This is a genomic window from Belnapia arida (assembly GCF_016773205.1).
GTDB lineage: Bacteria > Pseudomonadota > Alphaproteobacteria > Acetobacterales > Acetobacteraceae > Belnapia > Belnapia arida.
This window is the reverse complement of record NZ_JAETWB010000054.1, coordinates 1-20,141: the sequence shown is the minus strand read 5'-3', so window position 1 is coordinate 20,141 and position 20,141 is coordinate 1. Positions and strand designations below refer to the sequence as shown.

Here is a 20,141-nt window from a genome sequence, read left to right as displayed (position 1 = left end):
TAGGGGTCCGAGGGCTCGCCCCTACACCAGCCTACTCAACCGCACCAAGCTGGGCCACCCATGCAACAAGATCGCTGCAGGGCGGCGAAGTAGGTTGGTGCCAGCGGCGAGTTGACGATGGCGAGGGCCAGCGCGGCCGACGCCATCAGCGCCAGGCCGCCCGCAGCCGAGCTGTCGAGAAAGGCCCGCAGCATCGAGGCGGGGGGGTGTGGTGTGCTTGGTCCCAGAGGCCGCCATGTCATTCCTTTCCAATCTGCTCCACCCGGCCGGATTCGCTCGCGGCAACCTCGCACCATTCCCGCCCATCGAGGCTATCGATCGCTTGGCCACCGGCGGCCCGGTTGCGGCGGGATGCATCCCGATGGCTCAGGAACCACCGATCCCGCTCTCACTGAACCCAAAAATCCAGGAGGATTTCTGATCCTGCCACAGCAGGCCTCAGCACAGCCTGCGCGGCGCCATGCCGCACCAGGTTGCGCGGAACCGCTGGCCAGAGGGTGCGTTGCGCCGCCAGTTCGGTGCGAAATGCTCGCAGCCGCGCGGCGGGAGCAACAGGGTGGATCGTGTCAGCGGTAAGCAGTGATCCGGGAGTCCTGTGGATGCGCCATATGCGCCGCGGCGACTGGAGGGAGGCCTGGAGCATCAGTGACGAGGTGCTCCGCGCCCGCTTCGGGGTGCGGGACTGGAGCCTCCCACGCCACCTGCAGGCTGTTTGGGACGGCACGCCGCTGGACGGGCGGCAAGTCCTCCTCCGCTGCTATCACGGCCTTGGCGACACCATTCAGTTCATCCGCCTCGCGCCCCTCGTCCAGGCCCGTGCATCCGAGCTGACGGTCTGGGCGCAGCCGGCGCTCATCCCGCTGCTCCGCACGATGCCAGCGGTCGGACGCCTTCTCCCGCTGCATGACGGCACTCCGGAGGTCACCTACGACGTCGATGTGGAGGTGATGGAACTGCCCCATGTCCTCCGCACCACAATCAGCACTCTCCCCGCCCAGGTCCCGTACCTGCACCCACCCCGCCGGGACATGCGCGCAGGCACCGGCCAGACACGCCTTGATTTTGCGGTGGGGCTGGTCTGGCGGTCCGGCGACTGGGATTACGAGCGCCGCTCCGTGCCCTTCGGCTTACTCGAGCCGCTCCGGGCCGTCCCCGGTGTCGCGCTGCACATCCTCCAGCGTGGCTCTGCGCTGGAGGAGCGGCCGCCCGGCTTCGGTATCCTCTCCGGATCCGATGACATACTCGAGGCGGCGTCGGTGATGCGCGGCCTCGATCTGGTCATCAGCATCGACTCCATGCCGGCCCACCTGGCCGGTGCGCTCGGCCTTCCCGTCTGGACGCTGCTCGCCAGCGATGCCGACTGGCGCTGGATGGAGGAGCGCGAGGACAGCCCGTGGTACCCGAGCATGCGGCTCTTCCGGCAGAGGCGTCCCGGCGCCTGGGGTGAGGTGATCGCCCGCGTGGTGGCTGAACTCCGCACCCTTGCGGGGGCGCGCGGGTTATCCGGTGCAACTTGAAGCCTGGCGCAGCCAGTAGGCGGCGCCGTCCCACAGCGCCAGCTCACGGGTCCCGTTCCGCATCACGGCGAAGCCGGCCTGCGCCGCCAGCACCGCGACATCCCGCCGGTCCGCTGCATCCTCGCGGTAGCTAGAGCATTTCCAGGTTTGACGGGTTCAGCCAAGCCTCGCTTGTGTCGGGAAAGGTTGTTTGGCCAACTATCTTGCGGCCGCTGGTCGCCGGATATGGGTCTGACTAACCCGAACCTGCTCTAAAATTGAGGATCACCAGGCTGCCACCGCTGCGCAGCACCCGCCCCGCTTCCGCGACATGCCGGGCGGCCAGCGCCATGCCACCGGCCACCAGAAACGGGAACACGTCCACCGCCAGCACGAGGTCGCAGGAGACATCGGCCACCCCAGCCAAGTCATGAGCCAGAGCTGACCGCGAAGCGCAGGTTGCCGTAGCCCCCGCAACGCTGCCGCGCTGCCGCGATCATCCCGGGCGAGACATCCAGCCCCGTCACCTTGGCGGCTTGCGGTGCCAGCGCCGCGGCAAGCCGGCCGATGCCGCAGCCGAGGTCGAGTAGCCCCGAGAGCAGGTCCTGGCGCTCCAGCCAGCCCACCAACTCATCGGTCGCCGCCCGCAGCAGCCCGGCATCGCCGAGAGTATAGGCGGCGACGCTCGCCTCCGGGCTGATGGCAACGAGACGGTCGAACATCGCCCGGCTGGCGGCGATGGCCGCAGCCGGATTCGCCTCGTCGCCATGCGCCGCGCCAGCCTGCACCATGCGTTCGAGCAACCCAAGCCCGTCCCGGTGCTGCCGCGCCAGATCCAGGAGCCGCCGCAGCCGCTCGCCCGCCGCGGCATCCGGCGCCGCGGCCGCCTGCCGCTCCAGCGCCGCCGGCGGGGTTCCAGGGAGCAGCAGGCGCATCAGCGCGACCGGCGCCGAGATCGCGCCCGACAGATAGGCCTCCAGCACCGGGCCATCCGCCATCATGGCAGAAGCGAACGTCCGATCGGCCAGGGGCCGATGCCGAAATACGCCGCGATCGTTGCGGCCACGTCGGCGAAGCCGTCGCTTGTGCCGAGCGGCGACGAGCGCCCGGCCTGGCGGAGGATCAGCGGCACCTCCTCCCGCGTGTGGTCGGTGCCGCGGAAGGTCGGGTCGTTGCCATGGTCGGCCGTGATGATCAGCAGGTCCTGCACGATGCAGGCCGGGAGGAAGCCGGCCAGCCAGCGGTCGAACTCCTCCAGCGCCCGCGCATAGCCCGGCGCGTCGCGCCGATGGCCGTACTCCGTGTCGAAATCCACCAGGTTGGCGAAAACCAGCCCCTCCCGCGTTGCTTTCCACACGGCCTCGATCCGCCGCATGCCATCGGCATTGGAGGCGGTCGGCCAGGATTCGGTGATCCCCTGGCCGGCGAAGAGATCGGCGATTTTGCCGACCGCTCTCACCGGCAGGCCGGCCCCGGCCAGGGCATCGAGGATCGTCGGCGGCGGCCGCATGGCGAAGTCGTGCCGCCGCGGGGTGCGGTGGAAGTCGCCCTCCTGTCCGATAAAGGGTCGTGCGATCACCCGGCCAATGCGCCAGCGGTCGGCGTGGCGACGGGCGATGGTGCAGATCTCCATCAGCCGCTCCACCGGCACCACGATTTCATGCGCCGCGATCTGCAGCACCGAATCGGCGGAGGTGTAGAGGATGGGCCGCCTCGTGCGGCAATGCTCCCCGCCGAGTTCCGCAATGATCTGCGTCCCGCTCGCCGGCAGGTTGCCGAGGAAATGGACATTTGCCTCGGCCTCGATCGCCTGCACAAGCTCGGGCGGGAAATGCTCGAACACCGCGAAGGGCTGCGCCAGCTCCACGCCGGCGATCTCCCAATGCCCGGTGGTGCTGTCTTTCCCAGCGGAGCGTGGCCGCATCCGGCCCCAGCTCGCCGCGGCCGGCGCGCGATCGGTGCCTATGATGCGCCCGAGGCCGAGCGACCAGAGCGCCGGCAGCCGCAGGCCGGTCGTGGCAAAGAGATGGCCGAGCGTGTTGGCGCCGGCATCGCCGTAATCCGCGGCATCGGGCGTATGACCCACGCCGACGCTGTCGAGCACGATCAGCAGGCACCGCATCAGTCGCCGCTCCGTAAGGTGAGGCGCCGGCGGAAGGGCGGGCAGTCTTTGACGCTCCAGAAATGCCTGTCGGTTTCGCGCGCCCGCAGGACGCCGCCTTCATCGCGCAGGCGACAGCGGGCGGCGTGCAGCCGCAGCAGCGCCGCGAAGCTCGATCTGAGGATCTCGCGGTCCGCGATCTCCCAGTGCAGATCGCCGAGCGCCACAGCCCACCCCCGATGCGCCTGCAAGTCCTGCAGGGGCTCGCTGGAGACCCGCGCGCCCGCCGCGACGCCCAGCAGGCGCCAGTCGGTGAGGTTGCCGCCGGAGGACTGCCAAGCCAGGAAGTCCGGCACAGCGGCTAATCCCCCGCCAGCGCCCCGGTGATCATTGACTGGTCCGGCCGCTTCGCTGCTGCATTGAGCACGCCGCGCTGCTGCAGCACCCGGAAGGGCACCACCGGCGAATTCGCCTGCGCCGGCCGCCCGGCCAGCAGCGCGACCGCTTCGCGGTAGCCGTGCAGCGTGCCGACATCCACATAGACCTCGCCCGTGCGGACGCCATGGGCGGTGCCACCGACCGCCAGCCAGGCATTGACCAGTGTTCCGATATACTCGTCGTTGCGCTCCGGCCGACGCCACAGCGCGTGCAACTCGTGCAGCACGCGGCCCGGCATTTTGAAGGCGCCCCAGACCCAGCGGCTCCGCGCGCCAGCCCGCTTCACCTCGATCTCCAGGACGCGGCCCACCTCGTCCGTCACCACGGCGTCGAACAGCTCCGGCTGCTCCACCGGGAAGAGCAGGAAGGAGAAGCGGTCAGCCGGCAGGGGCGCCAGCGCCGCTTCCGGGAACCAGATCGTATCGGGCAGCCCGACCACCACGGGCTCCTCCGGCCCGATCAGCGGCAGGGCGCAGAAGATGGCGTCGCAGAGCCCGCTTGGCTCCTGCTGGACCACATAGGCGATGCTGGCGTTGCCTATCCGCGCCCCGTAGTAGTTGATGATGTCACTTTTGCCTGGGGCGATGACGAAGCAGATCTTGTCGACGCCGGCGGCAATCATGCGCTCGATCAGATGCTCGCTGACGGCCCGCGGCCGTTCGACCCCGTCCTCGATCCGGCTGCCAATGGGCAGCAACTCCTTCGAGAAGGCCAACGGCTGGATGCGGCTCCCGATGCCTGCGGCCGGGATAATGCCCCACATGCTCAGCCTCCTGTCGCCATTGGCGAGTTGATGCTCTCCAGCGCGGCCTCGAGATCGAGGGCCCGCCGGTCGGAGGTGTGTTCCTCAAGGGTGCGTTCCCGCGCCCGCTTGGCAGCGTGGCGAAGCTCCGCATCGCTCAGGCCAAGCGTCGCCAGGCAGTCCACGGTCGACCCTGCGACGAACACCTCCGCACCCGGCGCATAGAAGGCGTCAAAACCTTCCCACCAATCCGTCAGGATCGGCGCGCCGCAGGCCGCGGCCTCGAACAGCCGGCCGGAAGGGCACCAGCCCATCGCCGCCATCGCCCGGCGGGTTATGTTCAGCGTCAGGCGCGAGGAGGAGAAGAAGGCCGGATGCTCCGGCGGGGGCATGTGGCGGACGAAGAAGATGTTCTGCGCCCAAGGGAAATCCGGCGGGTAGAGCGCGCCGCCGATGATGAAGCGGCGATCGGACAGCCGCCGCGCCGGCTCCACGAAAAGGCGTTCCAACGCCTCCTGCCGGTCCGCCGCATAGGTGCCGAGATAGGAGAGATCGGCCTGGTAGCCCCCCACCGCCGCAACCGGCCGATGAGCGTCCGGATCCACGCTGCCATAGAGCGGGGCGACACGGCGCGCACCGAGTTGCGTCTGCAGCCGCACCAGCGCCTCGCCACCGGTATAGCTCAGCACCAGGTCGAACCCATCGAGCCCCTGCCGCGGCAGGTAGTCCGGCCAGTCGCCGGCCGCCATCCGGTCGAGCGTCACCGGCGTATCGAGGTCGTAGAACACCCGCGCCGGCGCGTCGGAGCCGAGTACAAGGTCGGATGCCACGACTCCGTCGGGACAAAAGGAGGTGACGATGGCCACATCGCCCGCCGCCACCGCCTGCGCCGCCCGCTGCCGGACCTCACCCCAATCGGCATAGAGTACCGGCTCGACGCCCGGCATGCCGCGTAGGTCGCGGTGCTCGGCGTAATAGGGCAGGTCGCGCTCGAAGAAGACAACGCTATGGCCACGCCGCACCAAGGCGCGGCACAGGGCTCGCCACAGGGTCGCATGGCCATTGCCCCAGGAAGATGTGATGGTCAGGCCGAAGACGACAAACCGCATCAGGCCGGTATCCGACCGTGATGGCAGCCATTGCGCCTCATGCGGCGCGTCGCTCCTCATGCTCTAGACGACCGATCAAAAGACCAAGCACCGCCGTCTCTTCGGGCTTGAGGCAGGATACCTCGTCGCGCAGCTCTGTCTGGACCTCAGCCTTGATCTGCAGCACCAAGCTGCCGCTGAGATAGTGATCGAGTACGCCGGGATGTACGTAGCATTTGCGGCAGATCGTCGGCGTGTTGCCGAGCCGGCTCGCCACATTCTCAATGGCGCGCTTCACATTGCGCTTCGCCGCGGCATGGGTGTCAAACTTCTCGAATTCCTGTAGCGCGAGGGCGGCGAGGACAGTGCCCGCCCAGGTGCGGAAATCCTTCGCGGTGACTTCGCACCCCGCAGCTTCCCGCAGGTAGTCGTTGACGTCTCCGGAATCGATACTGCGGACGGAGCCGTCGGCATCGACATAGTGGAACAATTCCTGCCCGGGCAGGTCCTGGCATTCGCGAACAATGCGAGCGATGCGGCGGTCCGAGACCTGCAGGTTCCAGGTCTTGCCGCTCTTGCCCTTGAAGGAAAAGCGCAGCCGGCCACGCTCAACCTCGACATGGTCCTCATGCAGGGTGGTCAGGCCATAACTCTGGTTCTGCTTCGCGTAGTCGTCATTGCCGACGCGGATCAGGGTTGTCTCCAGCAGCCGGACCACGGTCGCCAGCACCTTCTCGCGTGGCAGCCCGGTGAGGCGCAGGTCAGCCTCCACCCGGGCACGGATGCGCGGCAGGGCATGGGCGAACTCCACCATATGGGTGAACTTCGCGGCGTCCCGTGCCTCGCGCCAGCGGGGATGGTAGCGGTACTGCTTCCGCCCCTTCTCGTCACGCCCCATTGCCTGGATATGGCCGTCAGCATGCGGACATATCCAGACCTGGGTCCAGGCTGGCGGGATCGCCAGGGACCGGATGCGCTGGAGAGTTTTGAGATCGCGCACTGCGCCGCCCTTCGGGGCGCGGTAGCTGAACCCTTTGCCGATGCGCCGTCGACCGATGCCCGGCGCCTCGTCCGAGACATAACGCAGCGCTGCTTCCCGCGCTGCGATACGATTCTCCTCCTCCGCTAAAGAGGCACTATCCTTGGCCATGATGAACGCCTCGGGCCGGACGGCCGACAGGATAACAACCCTTCCCGCGCCGCACGGTTCCGCGGTCGCCTTAGCGTGCATAGCGCTGGATCATGCTGGCGCAGAATTCCGCGAATTCCGCCTCGACCAAAGGCGGACTAGTATGGTGCGGCGCGATCCCGCGATGCTCCGGCGTGAAGCAGAAGGTGACCGTCACGTCGAACTCCGCAAGCGCCTCCATCTGCCGGTCGAACCAGGCCAGCGCGTTCGGCCGGAAGCTGTCGGCCCAGGACAGGCCGGTCCGCAGGTACCTGACGCCCAGCCGCCGCATCCAGGCAACCGCGTCGTCCAGCCGAGGATCCTCGAAATGGAACCACTGGCAGAGGCCAACGGCCGGCGTGTGATAGCCGAACTCCTCGAGCGCCGGCTTCGGCGTACCGTCTTCCCGCAGCAGCCCCATGTAGAAATGCCGGTAGTAGGAAGACCCCTCCGCCTCGCGGTGCCGGGTTGTGGCGCCCCAGGCCCGCGGCAGGTCATACAGGCTGTACCAGTGGATACGCGGGGTTTGGCCGACCAGCAGCTCGGCCGTGCGCTTCAGCCCCCAGGCCTGGACCTCCTCCGCCCCGAAGGAGGACACGCCGACCTCGGAAACCCAGATCGGCAGGCTGGTGACGGCCCGGATCTCCTCGATCTTAGCCGGCCATTCCCCAATCTGCCAGAGGTTCCAGTCCAGCGGGAAGCCATGCACCGCGACCACGTCGAGGTGCTCGAGCACGCCCTTGCCACTCAGATTCTCGATGAAGCTCGGATCGATGGGCGAGATGCCGCCGAGCACGCGCGGCAAGGTCGGATGCACCAATCGGATCGCCTGGCAAGCGGATTTCGTCATCCCGGCGAACAGCCTCCAATCAGGATCGAGTTCCGGATCCCAATGGGACTTGTTGTTGGGCTCGTTCCAGATCATCGCCGCTTCGATCATTCCCGGCGCTCCCTGGCAGGGTAGGCAGCTTCGGCACCGGCCGGCGCGGCGACACGCCGGCAGATATAAACCTCCAGCTCCGGATGGGCGGTAACGGCGAAGCCGGCACTGCGCAACATGGCCTCGACGCAGGCACGGTTCGGTACCCACCAGTTGGTCTCGTCATGCGCGTAGCGGTGCTCGATGAAATGAAGCTTGGGCCAGTCGGGCCGGTCGAATTCTGCCGTGTCCCAGAAGTCGTAGTCCTCCTGCACCGGCGCGGCCGTGCCGGCCCCGCGCTGCATCGACTGGAACACCAGGCAGTCGCGGGCGACATGCTCGTGGATCAGGTCGAGCGCCAGCAGCGGATGCCGCAGGTGGTAGAGCACACCCATGAACAGCACCAGGTCGAATTTCTCGCCTAGCGTCCCAACATCATAGACCGAGAGCTTGCGGAACTCGATGTCGAGCCCCGATACCTCCGCGGCGAAGCGTGCCTGGGCAAGGTAGCCCTCGTCGGAATCGATACCAAGCACCCGCGACGCGCCGCGCCGCTTCATCTCGAGCGAGTAGAACCCGCCGTTGCAACCGATATCGAGCACGCTTCGGCCGGTGAGATCCTGCGGGATGGCCTCGGCGAAGCCGCGCCATTTGATCGCGGGGTAGTCCCCCAGGAAATGATCTGGCGCCGTCGGCACGCCACGGAGATTGATGTTGTGGAACCATTGGCCAAGCGCCGTCGCCCGGCGTCGGATCTCGTCGGTATCGAGAATGGCAGTCATGATGTTACGGCCTCATTCATCCAAAGCACCTTCGCTCCCGTGCCCCACATCGCCATCGCGCTGACAGAGGCGGGGCCAATCTCGAATCGCGCATGGAAGTCCATCGACAGGCTGAGGCACCAAGCCAGGACCGACTTGATGACATCGGCATGGCTGACGATTGCAACGGACGCCTTGGGATGCCGGGCTTCGATTCGCCGTACGCCCGCCACAGCCCGGGCCTGGGCCTCAGCCATCGATTCGCCGTCCGGCGGCCGTACGCTGCTGCGCTCGGCATTCCACCTCTGCCAAATCGGATCTGGGTCTAGCCGGTCGAAGGATGCGCCGGTCCAACGCCCGAAATCGATCTCGTTGAACTCCGTGGCGATGTCCGCCGCTAGCCCACATTGCTGGCCAACTACCGCCGCCGTTTCCCGTGCCCGGGCGAGCGGGCTCGTGTAGAGCGCCGCCAAACCCTTCTGCTGCAGCCGGCGGCCGAGGCGCAATGCCTGCTGCTGGCCGGCATCGCCGAGCGAGACGCCCGGCATTCTGCCGCACAGCACGCGGCCGAGCAGCTCGTGTTCTGCGTGGCGGACCAGGAAGATCGTGGTCGCCACCCGCCTCAGCCCTCGCCGGCGATGAAGCGGAGCGTCCTTTCCCGGGCTTCGCCATCGGCGAACTGCTGTGGTGGCGACTTCATGAAGTAGCTCGCAGGGCCGACCAGCGCGCCGCCGACGCCGCGATCCAGGGCAAGCTTGGCGCAGCGGACTGCGTCGATGACGATGCCTGCCGAATTGGGCGAGTCCCAGACCTCCAGCTTGAGCTCCAGGTTCAGGGGCACGCCACCGAAGCCGGTACCCTCCATGCGAATATGGGCGAATTTACGATCACCCAACCACGGCACGAAGTCACTCGGTCCGACATGAACGTCACCGTCGGGTAGCGCCACATCCATTTGGCTGATGACTGATTGAGTCTTCGATATTTTTTTGGAAACGAGACGCTCCCGCTCTAGCATATTCAGGAAGTCGGAGTTGCCACCGAAATTCAATTGATAGGTGCGGTCTAGCTGAATGCCACGCTCACGGAACAGGTTGGTCAATACCCGGTGCACAATCGTGGCGCCGACCTGGCTCTTAATATCGTCGCCGATCAGCGGCAACCGCCGCGCCTCGAACCGCTCGCGCCAGTCGCGATTGGATGCTATGAAGACCGGGATGCAGTTCACGAAGGCACAACCAGCCTTGAGGGCCTGCTCAGCATACCACTCGGTCGCCTGCTGCGAACCCACCGGCAAGTACGACACCAGCACCTCAGTCCCGGTGCGGCGCAGCGTCTCCGCCACATCCGCCTCCGGCTCATCGGATTCTTGCAGTTCATCGCGTAGATACCGCCCGAGACCATCAGCGGTCCTGCCGCGCTCTACCATTACGCCCGTGAGTGGAGGCGCTGCGAATCGGACCGTGTTGTTGGGCGAGGCGAAAATGGCCTCTGCCACGTCGCGCCCAACCTTGGCAGCGGCGATGTCGAAGGCTGAGGCAATGACGATGTCAGCGACACGGTAGCCGCCGATTTCCTGCGTCATCAGCCCGGGGACAGCACCATCCGCTCCGGAATCGTTATAATAAGCTAATCCTTGAACGAAGGATGACGCACAATTGCCGACACCGACCAAGCCAATCCGCACTGATCTGGAGCCCAAGGTCGATCTCCTTATGACACGTCGCTGCTTATGCCTAGGCGTAAAGCCGCGATCGGGTGGCACGCAACCATATAGCCGCGGCAATGAGCACGGACCGAACGCGCAACAGCACGATCGGCGCCACCGTTATAAACTTGCCTCACAACAAATCCGGGTGAACACCGAGTCTGCCGCGGATACGAATCGAATCAGGATGCGTTTGTCTCTCTTTAGAACGCTGGCGATGACCGGAGCGGGTGACAATACCGGGTTGCGCCCGGCAAGCCATACCAGCCAAGCTATCGCGGCGTTGCCGCCATAGCCGGCGACACTCATCATGCGGAGGCGCCCAGTTGTCGGAACGTGTTCTCATTACCGGCGGCGCCGGCTTCATTGGTAGGCATCTCACCCGGGCGCTTCTCGCGCGTGGGCACCATGTTCGAATTCTGGACAGCTTCATCGAGCAGGTTCACGGTCAGCAGCCTGATCCAGAACTTCTTGGCCCCGACGTCGAGTTGCAGATCGGCGATGTGCGCGACGCTGCTGCGGTTACCCGTGCGCTGCAGGGTGTGGACAGCGTGGTCCACCTCGCCGCCGAGGTTGGCGTTGGCCAGAGCATGTACGCTATCGATCGCTACGTGTCGGTGAACGACCACGGTACTGCCGTCCTCTTCCAGGGCCTGATTGAAAAGCCCGTGCGCCGAGTCGTCGTCGCCTCGTCCATGAGCATCTATGGCGAGGGCCTCTACCGGGATGTGGAAGGCCGCTGCTACGAGGATGTCATCCGAGTCCCGCGCACGGGTTCTACGGCATCCTGGGACCCGCTGGATTCAGCCGGGCGGCCGCTCATCCCGAGCCCGACGCCGGAGACCAAGCGGCCAGCGCTGGCCTCGGTCTATGCGATCACCAAATACATGCAGGAACGCCTGACGCTCACCCTCGCCCCTGCCTACGGCATGCAAGGCGTCGCACTCAGGCTCTGGAACGCCTATGGTCCGGGACAGGCGTTATCGAACCCCTATACCGGCGTACTGGCGATCTTCGCCTCCCGCCTTCACAACGGCCAGCCGCCAATGATCTTCGAGGATGGCGCGCAGCGCCGCGACTTCGTGCATGTCGAGGACGTGGCCCAGGCCTTCGTCCTGGCGCTGGAGCATCCCGCCGCCGCGGGCGGCGTGTTCAACATTGCCAGCGGCGTCGACCGCACGGTCGCGGAGGTCGCGCAGCTTCTTGCCGGAGCGATGCGGAAGCACGGCATGGCCCCCGAGATCACCGGCAAGGCGCGTGCCGGCGACATCCGCCACTGCATCCCGGATCTCGGCTTGGCACGCACCGTGCTCGGCTTCGAGCCCCGCTGCGACTTTGTTAATGGGCTTAGCGAACTGGCGGAATGGGTCGCCCTGCAGCAGGCGGAAGATCGCGTCAGCCATGCGAGGAATGAGCTCGCCGCGCGGGGGCTGGTGGCGTGACGGCGAAAGGTCGGCCGGTCCTGATCACCGGCGGCGCGGGGTTCATCGGCGCCAACCTGGCTGACCGTCTGGCGAGGGAAGGCCACAGCGTCCTGGTCTATGACGCGTTGCGGCGCCCTGGTGTCCAGGCGAATCTCGAATGGCTGCGGGACCGGCACGCTGGCCGCATCATCCCGATCATTGCGGATATCTGCGAGGCCGGCGAGCTCGGCCGCGCGGTCGGGGAGGCCGGTGCGGTGTTCCACCTCGCGGCGCAGGTCGCGGTCACCACCAGCCTTGAGGATCCCGCTGAGGACTTCCGCACCAACCTGCAGGGAACCACCCTACTGCTCGAAGCCGTGCGGCGCGCCCGGGAGGATCTGCCGCTTGTCTTTGCAAGCACCAACAAGGTCTACGGGAACCTGGCCAATCTCGCGTTGCGGCTTGAGGACGACGCCTACCAGCCGGAAGCGCAGGAGATCCGTCTGAACGGCATCGGCGAGGACCGGCCGCTCGAGTTCCACACTCCCTATGGCTGCTCCAAGGGTGCGGCGGACCAGTATGTGCTGGACTATGCACGGAGCTTCGGCATCCCGACCGCCGTCTTCCGCATGAGCTGCATCTACGGCCCTAGGCAGATGGGCACCGAGGACCAGGGCTGGGTCGCGCATTTCCTGATCCGCGCCCTGCAAGGCAAGCCGGTCAGTGTCTTCGGCGATGGCTGCCAAGTGCGTGACATTCTGTTCGTCGACGATGCCGTCGGTGCCTATGTCGCGGCTTGGCGGAGTATCGGTCGGGTGCGCGGCAGCGCCTTCAACCTGGGCGGCGGCCCGAGCAATGCGGTCAGCCTGCGGCAGGTGTTGCAGCACATCGGCACGCTGCTCGGTTCGCCGGTCCAGGTGCAGCACGGCGACTGGCGTGCGGGCGACCAGCGCTACTACGTCTCCGACACGCGCTTGGCGACTCGGGCGCTCGGCCTGCGTCCACCGACCCCCTGGCAGGACGGCCTCGCCGCCCTGGCGGACTGGCTGCGCGGGCAGAATCACAGCCCAACCGCTGCGGCCACTCCGTCGCATCCTGCGGAGGCCCTGCCATGAGGGTCGCGCTGGTCAACCCGCCTTGGCGCTTCGATGGCAGCATCTATTTTGGCTGCCGCGAGCCGCATCTGCCACTCGAGCTAGGCTATAGCAAGGCGCTGCTGGAAGCCGCCGGCCATGTCGTTTTGATGGTGGACGCGCATCTCTTCGCCTTGCCCTTGGCTGAAGCGGTGGCCGAGGTCGTCGCCTTCCAACCTGACATGACCGTCGTGACCACCGCGCCAAGCTACCTGTTCTGGCGGTGCGCACCGCCGGAGCTTCGCGTCCCGCGGGAGTTCCTTCTGGCCCTCGACGGCCGGGGCGGTCGCACGGTCGCGGTCGGCCCCCACGGCTCGGCAACACCAGCGGCCGCCCTGCGTAAGCTCGGCGTCGACGTGGTAGTCCGCGGCGAGTGCGAGGAGATCATCCTCCGGCTTGCCGGCGAAGGCGACCTCGCACGGGTGCCGGCCATCGCCTTCCGGGAAGGCGACGAGATCCGGGTCGCAGGTGCGCCGCATGCCGGTGCGTTCGTAACGCTGCCTGCGCTGCGTTGGCCGGATTCGTGGATCGCACGACATCACCACCATCATCATCGCTTCGACGCGCAGCCTGCGATGCCTGGCGCGGAGGTCGAGGCCTCCCGCGGATGCCCCTATTCCTGCTCCTTCTGCGCCAAGATCGACTTCCGCGACGCCTACAGGCGGCGCCCCCTGGCGCCATTGCTCGACGAGTTGGACGGGCTGATCGCTCAGGGCGTCGGCTATGTCTACTTCATCGACGAGATCTTCCTGCCGCAGCGCGCCCTGCTGGAAGCCCTAGTCGGCCGCAACCTGCAATTCGGTATCCAGACCCGCCTCGACCTCTGGAAGCCGGAGATGCTCGATCTCCTTGGTGCGGCGGGCTGCGTCTCGATCGAGGCCGGGGTGGAAAGTCTGACGCCGGAGGGCCGGGCCGCGCTCGACAAGAACTGCCGGATGTCGACGGAGGAGCTCACCGAGCGGCTGCTGCATGCGAAGCGCAGGGTGCCTTTCGTACAGGCGAACCTGATCAAGACGCCGGGCGACGATCCCGACATGATCGCAGCCTGGCGTGAGGCGCTGCGGCGTGGCGGCGTTTGGGCCAACGATCCCGTGCCGCTCTACCCCTACCCGAGTTCGCCAGACTATCACCGCCTCTGGGGCGCTCCGGATGACGAGGCATGGGAGCGAGCCCATACCTACTACCTCGCCCAGTTCTCCGTCTTGAGCGATATCCAGGACGACCGGGTGGCCCTGCTGCCCGAACTCGAAGCTGCATGTTGCCGATGAGTTCCTCGCCCCGCATCCGGCTGCTGATGACGGCGGATGCGGTGGGTGGCGTGTGGTCTTATGCGGTCGATCTGCTGCGAGGCTTGGCACCGCATGGTGTGGAGAGCACACTCGCGGTGCTCGGTCCCGCACCGACGGCGGACCAGCGTGCGGCCGCGGCCGCAGTGCCAGGGCTGCGGCTGCTGGAGACGGGCCTGCCGCTCGAATGGCTCGCCAACTCGAGGGCAGAGATCGCGGCCTCGGGTCAAGCCTTGGCAGAATTGGCGAGGGAGATTGGTGCGGATCTGGTGCATCTCAACACGCCGGCGCCCGCCGCCTGCGCCGCCTTCCCGGCATCGCTCGTCATTGCCTGCCATTCCTGTGTCGCGACTTGGTGGGAGGCGGTCCGGGACGGGCCATTGCCGGACGACTTCCGCTGGCGCGCCGAGCTGACGGGCCAGGCTTATGCGGCGGCGAGGCTCCTAGTCGCGCCGACAGCGGCTTTCGCCACCGCGACAGCACGGACCTACAGGCTGCAGCAACCGCCGCTGGTGATTTACAATGGACGGCGGGCGATGGCCCGCCCTGCCGCTGCGCAGCCCATACCGGCGGATGCTGCCTTCACGGCCGGCCGGCTCTGGGACGAGGGCAAGGACATGGCGACGCTCGACCGGGCGGCAGCCAGGCTGCCGATTCCGGTTCTTGCCGCCGGCGACACGCGTGGCCCGAATGGCGCCCAGGTCGAGCTGCGGCATCTGCGGCTGCTCGGACGGCTCTCGGACACCACGCTCGCCCACCTCCTGGACACACGTCCCATCTTCGTCGCGCCGGCCCGATATGAGCCTTTCGGCCTGGCGGTGCTGGAGGCGGCGCAGGCTGGGTGCGCGCTGGTCCTGTCGGACATTCCTGGCTTCCGCGAGCTGTGGGACGGGGTTGCAGAGTTTGTGCAGCCCGGCGATGACGTCGCACTCGCCGCCACGGTGCAGCATATCGCGGCGGATCGGGAACGCAGGGTTGCATCGGGCGTTGCGGCAAGGGAACGGGCAGAACGATTCACGGTCGAGACTCAGGCTACCACCATGCTGGACGCTTACCGCCGGCTTCTCGCCGGCCAATGTGGCTTGATGCAAAAGGACGTCGCGGCGTGAAGCTAGTCTACTTCACCCATTCCCTGGATTCCTGCTGGAACCACGGCAACGCGCATTTCCTCCGCGGCGTGCTGCGGGAGTTCCTGTTGCGAGGCCATGAGGTGGCGACCTGGCAGCCGGCCCAAGCCTGGAGCCTGGAAAACCTGCTGCGGGACCATGGGCCGGCCGGCCTCGACGCCTTCCGCGCGGCTTATCCTGAATTACAGGCCTACACCTTTGACAGTGAGGCCGATCTGGCCGAAGCGGCCGATGGTGCCGACCTGATCGTCGTCCATGAATGGAACGAGCCGTGGCTGGTCGCGGCGCTCGGCCGGATGCGGCGCAATGGCGGCCGCTTCGTCCTGCTGTTCCACGATACCCATCATCGAGCGGTCAGCGACCCCGACGCGCTCCGGCATTTCGACCTCGACGGCTATGATGGTGTGCTTGCATTCGGCGAGACGCTGGCCGCGGTCTATCGGCAATGGGGTTGGGGTGATCGGGTCCATGTCTGGCATGAGGCCGCCGACACACAGCTGTTCCATCCGCCTGCCGAGGAAGCCAGACGGGAGGGCCTGGTCTGGATCGGCAACTGGGGCGACGACGAGCGCAGCGAGGAGCTCGAGCATTTCCTGCTGGCACCCGCGCAGGTCGCCGCCCTGGCACTCGACATCCATGGCGTGCGCTACCCGGACGACGCGCTAAGGACGCTTGCCGCCTATGATGCGCAGTATCGGGGCTGGTTGCCCAATGCACGCGCGCCGGAGGTGTTCGCACGTCATCTTGCCACGGTTCATGTTCCGCGGCGCTTCTATGTCGACCGCCTCCCCGGCATCCCGACCATCCGGGTCTTCGAGGCGCTGGCCTGTGGGATCCCTCTTGTCTGCTCGCCTTGGCAGGATACGGAGGGGCTCTTCCACCCGGGCAAGGACTACCTTGTGGCGCAGGACGGAGCGACGATGGCGCGCCACCTGACTGCCATTCGCCATGATGCCGATCTGCGCGCCAGCCTGGTCGCGAGCGGGCTGGGCGCCATCTGCGCCCGCCACACCTGCGCCCATCGGGCAGCGGAGCTGCTGTCGATCCTCGGCAGGCTGCGGGACGTCCCTATGGCTATGGAGGCCAGTTCTTGAAGATTGCGTTCTACGGCTCGAGCCTGCTGTCCTCCTACTGGAATGGTGCTGCGACCTATTATCGTGGCCTGATCAGCGATCTGTACCGGCGCGGCCACCAGATCACCTTCTACGAGCCCGACGCCTTCGACCGGCAACAGCACCGCGACATCGACCCGCCCGAGTGGGCGATGGTGCGCGTCTACCCGGCCACCGAGGCGGCGTTGCGCAAGGTGATCGGCGAGGCGCGCCAGGCCGATGTGGTAGTGAAGGCCAGTGGTGTCGGGGTGTTTGACGATGCGCTGCTCAAGGGCGTGATGGCAGCGGCGGCGCCGCATGCCATCCGCATCTTCTGGGATGTCGACGCACCGGCGACCCTGGCCGAGCTGCGCGGCAACCCGGACCATTGCCTGCGCCGCACATTGCCTGCGCTCGACCTGGTGCTGACCTATGGCGGTGGGCCGCCGGTGGTCGAGGCCTATGAGGGTTTCGGCGCGCGCCGCTGCGTGCCAGTCTACAATGCTCTCGACCCGGAGACCCATCACCCGGTGGCGGCCGAGCCGCGCTTCGCTGCCGACCTGTCCTTCCTTGGCAACCGCCTGCCAGACCGTGAGGCGCGGGTTGAGGAGTTCTTCCTGCGCCCCGCCGCGATGTTGCCGGAGCGGCGCTTCCTGATCGGTGGCAATGGTTGGGAGACCAAGGATATGCCGCCGCAAGTCCGGCATATCGGGCATGTCTACACGCGCGAGCACAACGCCTTCAACACCTCCGGCCTCGCGGTACTGAACATCGCCCGCGACAGCATGGCAGCGGTTGGTTTCTCCCCGGCGACCCGCGTCTTCGAGGCGGCGGGCGCCGGCGCCTGCCTGATCACTGATGCCTGGGTCGGCCTCGAGCTCTTCCTCCGGGAAGGCGAGGAGGTGCTGGTCGCCCGCGATGGCGCAGAAGTCACCGAGCATGTCCGGCAACTGACTCCTGCAAGGGCCCGCGCAATCGGAGAGGCGGCACGCGCGCGCATCCTGTCTGAGCACACCTATGCCCGACGCGGCACGCAGGTAGATGCCCTGCTGCGCGAGGAAGCCTCCCGCAAGCGTGCCCCGGTGGTCGCATGACGCCTTTGGCTCCTCCGCCCTTGCGGGTCGTGGTGCTCGGCCTCAGCCTCTCCTCCTCCTGGGGCAATGGCCATGCGACCACCTACCGCGCCCTGCTGAACGCCTTCGCTGCGCGCGGCCATGACGTACTGTTCCTCGAACGCGACGTACCGTGGTATGCCGCGCATCGCGACCTCGGCGATCCAGGCTTCTGCCGCCTGGAATTCTACCGCGACCTCGCCGAGCTGGGCCGCTGGCGCGAGGTCATCGCCGATGCCGATGCGGTCATTGTCGGCTCCTATGTACCGGAGGGTGTTGCCGTCGGCGCGCTGGTGCAGCGTATCGCTCGGGGGCTCACTGCCTTCTACGACATCGACACGCCGGTGACGCTGGCGAAGCTGGAGCGGGGCGACGAGGAATACCTAGCTGCCCGGCAGATCCCCGGCTACGATCTGTACCTCTCCTTCACCGGCGGACCGACGCTCGAACGCTTGATGGGCCAGTACGGCTCGCCGGCCGCGCGGGTGCTGTACTGTTCTGTGGATGCCGAAGCCTACCGCCCGCTCGGGCTGCAGCATCGCTGGGATCTCAGCTATCTCGGCACCTACAGTGCCGACCGCCAACCGAAGCTGGAGCACTTGCTGCTCGAGGCGGCGCGACGGGCGCCGCAGCTGCGGTTCGTCGTCGCCGGTCCGCAATACCCGGGGGACATCTGCTGGCCCGACAATGTGGAACGGCTCGAGCATGTGCCTCCGGGCGCGCATTCCGAATTCTACGCCATGAGCCGCTTCACGCTGAACGTCACCCGCGATGACATGGTGCGAGCGGGCTACAGCCCGAGTGTCCGGTTGTTCGAGGCCGGCGCCTGCGGAACCCCCATCCTTTCCGACATATGGGCCGGCATCGATGAGATTTTCGTTCCGGACAAGGACATTATTCTCGTGAGGCAACCCGAGGACGTGCTGCAGACGCTGCTGGAAGTCCCAGAGTCCCGCCGATTGGCACTGGCCGTCGCCGTACAGCAACGTGTGTGCTCCTATCACACTGCTGCCCATCGCGCTGCGGAACTGGAAGCCTATCTGCGCGGCTACTCGCCCAGTCCGGAGCAGGCCGGCAGCGGCCCAGGTGAGAGGGCGACATTATGAGCAAGATGCGGCGCAAGATCGCCGTCGTCGCCGGCGGCGCGGGATTCCTCGGGTCGCATCTTTGCGATGCTCTTCTGTCGGAGAATGTCGACGTCATAAGCGTCGACAATTTCCGCACCGGACGGGCGCGCAACCTAGCGCATCTTCAGCGCGAGCCACGTTTTGAACTGATTGAGGCGGATGTTATCGATGCGCTGCCCGCGTGCCTCGGCCGACTTCAAATCGACGCCGTGTTCAACCTCGCATGCGCTGCCTCTCCGCCGCACTACCAGACGGATCCGGAGCACACTCTGCTGACCTGCGTGCTCGGCACGCGGAACCTACTCCGCCTAGCCGAGGCGTCGCGAGCCCGGTTCGTCCTGGCATCGACGAGCGAGATCTACGGTGATCCCGAGATCCATCCACAGGTCGAGACCTACTGGGGCAATGTTAACCCGACCGGACCACGGGCATGCTACGATGAGGGCAAGCGCGCCGCCGAGACATTGACCTTCGACTACGCCAGGATGGGTCGTGTTGATGTCCGCGTCGCCCGGATCTTCAACACCTACGGCCCGCGGATGCGAGCCGATGATGGCCGCATCGTCTCCAATGCCATCACCCAGGCGCTAGCCCATAATCCGATCACTGTCTATGGCGACGGCACGCAAACCCGGTCCTTCTGCTACGCCGAGGATCTGGTGGATGGGTTGGTGCGGCTTGGCGCGTGTGAGACACCCCTGGACGGCCCGATCAATCTTGGCAACCCTGCGGAGCTGACGATTGCAACACTGGTGGGGCAGGTCATCGCCCTGACAGGTTCGCGCTCGTCGACGGTGTTCTGTCCCTTGCCACTGGATGATCCACGCCGGCGCCGACCCAGTATCGCCCGCGCCAACGAGCTTCTGGGCTGGTCGCCACGCATTCCACTCAGCACCGGACTGAAATCTACCATCGCGTGGTTTGCGTCCGAACAGCAGCACACTCCCGTGGTCAATGCGCACGTCAGCAAGCTTCCCACGAGTCTTCATGCGGCTGGCGATGGCTTGAGCATGAACTCATAGCCGGGCCGCATGCGGCCTCGCGCCGAGATGCTGGACCAGATGCCCGTGTGAGGCGGGGCGGTGCGCTTGCTGGCGTCCTTCATTTTGAAGCTTCTTCTACAAGAAGCGTGATCGTGCGACGAGGACCAGTTCAATATCTAGATGGTGAGCGCGGCTTCGCCTTTCTGAGTCGGCGAGAGGCAGGCACGCAGCCTCGAGCCAACGATCGTCTTGTATCCGGCAGCCGTAGTCTCGACGAGACTGCGGCGACTGTGATCTGCATCCTTTTGCAAAGCCATGCGATCTTGTTGCATGGGTGGCCCAGCTTGGTGCGGTTGAGTAGGCTGGTGTAGGGGCGAGCCTTCGGACCCCTAGGGACACCGCTGTGCCGTTCAAAGCCAATGCTGATCGCCGGCACCACATCCCCAAGCAGAGGCAGA

Annotated in this window: 21 protein-coding genes; 10 read left to right on the top strand and 11 right to left on the bottom strand. The window is 66.6% G+C overall.

What is annotated here, in order from left to right:
• Window positions 1-235 precede the first annotated feature (235 nt).
• On the top strand, window positions 236-421 hold the full coding sequence (locus tag JMJ56_RS30165) for a hypothetical protein (RefSeq protein WP_202835454.1): 186 nt from the start codon (window positions 236-238) through the stop codon (window positions 419-421).
• Window positions 422-599: 178 nt separating this feature from the next.
• Window positions 600-1,517 (top strand): glycosyltransferase family 9 protein, encoded by a 918-nt coding sequence (locus JMJ56_RS30160; RefSeq protein WP_202835453.1) that lies wholly within the window; start codon window positions 600-602, stop codon window positions 1,515-1,517.
• Window positions 1,518-1,752: 235 nt separating this feature from the next.
• Here JMJ56_RS30160 and JMJ56_RS35105 read toward each other — a convergent pair whose 3' ends face one another.
• Genes JMJ56_RS35105 through JMJ56_RS30105 form a run of 11 tightly spaced genes read right to left on the bottom strand, consistent with a single transcriptional unit; the run spans window position 1,753 to window position 10,298 of the window.
• Window positions 1,753-1,914 (bottom strand): hypothetical protein, encoded by a 162-nt coding sequence (locus tag JMJ56_RS35105; RefSeq protein ID WP_328702512.1) that lies wholly within the window; start codon window positions 1,912-1,914, stop codon window positions 1,753-1,755.
• Between the two features lie 10 nt (window positions 1,915-1,924).
• Window positions 1,925-2,497, bottom strand: coding sequence for a class I SAM-dependent methyltransferase (locus JMJ56_RS35100; RefSeq protein ID WP_202835451.1), 573 nt, complete (start codon window positions 2,495-2,497; stop codon window positions 1,925-1,927).
• Entirely contained in the window at window positions 2,494-3,618 is a 1,125-nt protein-coding gene (locus JMJ56_RS30145) for a phosphopentomutase (protein WP_202835450.1), read from the bottom strand. The genes JMJ56_RS35100 and JMJ56_RS30145 overlap by 4 nt, the downstream gene beginning before the upstream one ends.
• A complete protein-coding gene (locus JMJ56_RS30140) occupies window positions 3,618-3,953 on the bottom strand; it encodes a hypothetical protein (RefSeq protein ID WP_202835449.1) in 336 nt (111 codons plus the stop codon). Before JMJ56_RS30140 ends, JMJ56_RS30145 begins: the two co-directional genes overlap by 1 nt.
• Window positions 3,954-3,958: 5 nt before the next feature.
• Complete coding sequence (locus JMJ56_RS30135) at window positions 3,959-4,798, bottom strand: nucleotidyltransferase family protein (protein WP_202835448.1); 840 nt, start codon at window positions 4,796-4,798, stop codon at window positions 3,959-3,961.
• 2 nt (window positions 4,799-4,800) lie between these two features.
• The gene (locus JMJ56_RS30130) at window positions 4,801-5,886 is read right to left on the bottom strand and encodes a CgeB family protein (protein WP_202835447.1); all 1,086 of its coding nucleotides are present in this window, start codon (window positions 5,884-5,886) and stop codon (window positions 4,801-4,803) included.
• Between the two features lie 37 nt (window positions 5,887-5,923).
• Entirely contained in the window at window positions 5,924-7,096 is a 1,173-nt protein-coding gene (locus tag JMJ56_RS30125) for a DNA topoisomerase IB (protein WP_236038875.1), read from the bottom strand.
• Entirely contained in the window at window positions 7,086-7,973 is an 888-nt protein-coding gene (locus tag JMJ56_RS30120; RefSeq protein ID WP_202835446.1) for a glycoside hydrolase 5 family protein, read from the bottom strand. Before JMJ56_RS30120 ends, JMJ56_RS30125 begins: the two co-directional genes overlap by 11 nt.
• The gene (locus JMJ56_RS30115) at window positions 7,970-8,734 is read right to left on the bottom strand and encodes a TIGR04290 family methyltransferase (protein ID WP_202835445.1); all 765 of its coding nucleotides are present in this window, start codon (window positions 8,732-8,734) and stop codon (window positions 7,970-7,972) included. The genes JMJ56_RS30120 and JMJ56_RS30115 overlap by 4 nt, the downstream gene beginning before the upstream one ends.
• Window positions 8,731-9,330 carry a histidine phosphatase family protein gene (locus JMJ56_RS30110; RefSeq protein ID WP_328702511.1) on the bottom strand — a complete coding sequence of 200 codons (600 nt, stop codon included), beginning with the start codon at window positions 9,328-9,330 and terminating at the stop codon, window positions 8,731-8,733. Before JMJ56_RS30110 ends, JMJ56_RS30115 begins: the two co-directional genes overlap by 4 nt.
• A gap of 5 nt (window positions 9,331-9,335) precedes the next feature.
• Window positions 9,336-10,298 (bottom strand): inositol-3-phosphate synthase, encoded by a 963-nt coding sequence (locus tag JMJ56_RS30105; protein WP_236038873.1) that lies wholly within the window; start codon window positions 10,296-10,298, stop codon window positions 9,336-9,338.
• 449 nt (window positions 10,299-10,747) lie between these two features.
• Here JMJ56_RS30105 and JMJ56_RS30100 point away from each other — a divergent pair, with 449 nt between their 5' ends.
• The 8 genes from JMJ56_RS30100 to JMJ56_RS30065 all read left to right on the top strand — a co-directional run bounded on the left by JMJ56_RS30100 (window position 10,748) and on the right by JMJ56_RS30065 (window position 19,722).
• A complete protein-coding gene (locus JMJ56_RS30100; RefSeq protein WP_202835444.1) occupies window positions 10,748-11,863 on the top strand; it encodes an NAD-dependent epimerase/dehydratase family protein in 1,116 nt (371 codons plus the stop codon).
• On the top strand, window positions 11,860-12,939 hold the full coding sequence (locus JMJ56_RS30095; RefSeq protein ID WP_202835443.1) for an NAD-dependent epimerase/dehydratase family protein: 1,080 nt from the start codon (window positions 11,860-11,862) through the stop codon (window positions 12,937-12,939). The genes JMJ56_RS30100 and JMJ56_RS30095 overlap by 4 nt, the downstream gene beginning before the upstream one ends.
• Window positions 12,936-14,225, top strand: a complete 1,290-nt coding sequence (locus tag JMJ56_RS30090; RefSeq protein WP_202835442.1) for a TIGR04295 family B12-binding domain-containing radical SAM protein — start codon at window positions 12,936-12,938, stop codon at window positions 14,223-14,225. Before JMJ56_RS30095 ends, JMJ56_RS30090 begins: the two co-directional genes overlap by 4 nt.
• Window positions 14,222-15,352 (top strand): glycosyltransferase family 4 protein, encoded by a 1,131-nt coding sequence (locus tag JMJ56_RS30085; RefSeq protein WP_236038869.1) that lies wholly within the window; start codon window positions 14,222-14,224, stop codon window positions 15,350-15,352. Before JMJ56_RS30090 ends, JMJ56_RS30085 begins: the two co-directional genes overlap by 4 nt.
• 101 nt (window positions 15,353-15,453) lie before the next feature.
• Window positions 15,454-16,464: a CgeB family protein gene (locus tag JMJ56_RS30080; protein ID WP_328702510.1), complete on the top strand. Its 1,011-nt coding sequence runs from the start codon at window positions 15,454-15,456 to the stop codon at window positions 16,462-16,464.
• Window positions 16,461-17,555 carry a CgeB family protein gene (locus JMJ56_RS30075; RefSeq protein ID WP_202835439.1) on the top strand — a complete coding sequence of 365 codons (1,095 nt, stop codon included), beginning with the start codon at window positions 16,461-16,463 and terminating at the stop codon, window positions 17,553-17,555. The genes JMJ56_RS30080 and JMJ56_RS30075 overlap by 4 nt, the downstream gene beginning before the upstream one ends.
• Window positions 17,552-18,679, top strand: a complete 1,128-nt coding sequence (locus JMJ56_RS30070) for a CgeB family protein (RefSeq protein ID WP_236038863.1) — start codon at window positions 17,552-17,554, stop codon at window positions 18,677-18,679. Before JMJ56_RS30075 ends, JMJ56_RS30070 begins: the two co-directional genes overlap by 4 nt.
• Window positions 18,676-19,722, top strand: coding sequence for a UDP-glucuronic acid decarboxylase family protein (locus JMJ56_RS30065; RefSeq protein WP_202835438.1), 1,047 nt, complete (start codon window positions 18,676-18,678; stop codon window positions 19,720-19,722). Before JMJ56_RS30070 ends, JMJ56_RS30065 begins: the two co-directional genes overlap by 4 nt.
• Window positions 19,723-20,141: the final 419 nt, after the last annotated feature.

What these genes read in the sequence shown, in the direction of transcription:
- JMJ56_RS30120 (WP_202835446.1), bottom strand. Translation starts at nt 7,973, where the DNA reads ATGATCGAAGCGGCGATGATCTGGAACGAGCCCAACAACAAGTCCCAT.
- JMJ56_RS30165 (WP_202835454.1), top strand. Translation starts at nt 236, where the DNA reads ATGTCATTCCTTTCCAATCTGCTCCACCCGGCCGGATTCGCTCGCGGC.
- JMJ56_RS35100 (WP_202835451.1), bottom strand. Translation starts at nt 2,497, where the DNA reads ATGATGGCGGATGGCCCGGTGCTGGAGGCCTATCTGTCGGGCGCGATC.
- JMJ56_RS30065 (WP_202835438.1), top strand. Translation starts at nt 18,676, where the DNA reads ATGAGCAAGATGCGGCGCAAGATCGCCGTCGTCGCCGGCGGCGCGGGA.
- JMJ56_RS30125 (WP_236038875.1), bottom strand. Translation starts at nt 7,096, where the DNA reads ATGCACGCTAAGGCGACCGCGGAACCGTGCGGCGCGGGAAGGGTTGTT.
- JMJ56_RS30115 (WP_202835445.1), bottom strand. Translation starts at nt 8,734, where the DNA reads ATGACTGCCATTCTCGATACCGACGAGATCCGACGCCGGGCGACGGCG.
- JMJ56_RS30135 (WP_202835448.1), bottom strand. Translation starts at nt 4,798, where the DNA reads ATGTGGGGCATTATCCCGGCCGCAGGCATCGGGAGCCGCATCCAGCCG.
- JMJ56_RS30130 (WP_202835447.1), bottom strand. Translation starts at nt 5,886, where the DNA reads ATGCGGTTTGTCGTCTTCGGCCTGACCATCACATCTTCCTGGGGCAAT.
- JMJ56_RS30090 (WP_202835442.1), top strand. Translation starts at nt 12,936, where the DNA reads ATGAGGGTCGCGCTGGTCAACCCGCCTTGGCGCTTCGATGGCAGCATC.
- JMJ56_RS30070 (WP_236038863.1), top strand. Translation starts at nt 17,552, where the DNA reads ATGACGCCTTTGGCTCCTCCGCCCTTGCGGGTCGTGGTGCTCGGCCTC.
- JMJ56_RS30160 (WP_202835453.1), top strand. Translation starts at nt 600, where the DNA reads ATGCGCCATATGCGCCGCGGCGACTGGAGGGAGGCCTGGAGCATCAGT.
- JMJ56_RS30085 (WP_236038869.1), top strand. Translation starts at nt 14,222, where the DNA reads ATGAGTTCCTCGCCCCGCATCCGGCTGCTGATGACGGCGGATGCGGTG.
- JMJ56_RS30145 (WP_202835450.1), bottom strand. Translation starts at nt 3,618, where the DNA reads ATGCGGTGCCTGCTGATCGTGCTCGACAGCGTCGGCGTGGGTCATACG.
- JMJ56_RS30105 (WP_236038873.1), bottom strand. Translation starts at nt 10,298, where the DNA reads ATGACGCAGGAAATCGGCGGCTACCGTGTCGCTGACATCGTCATTGCC.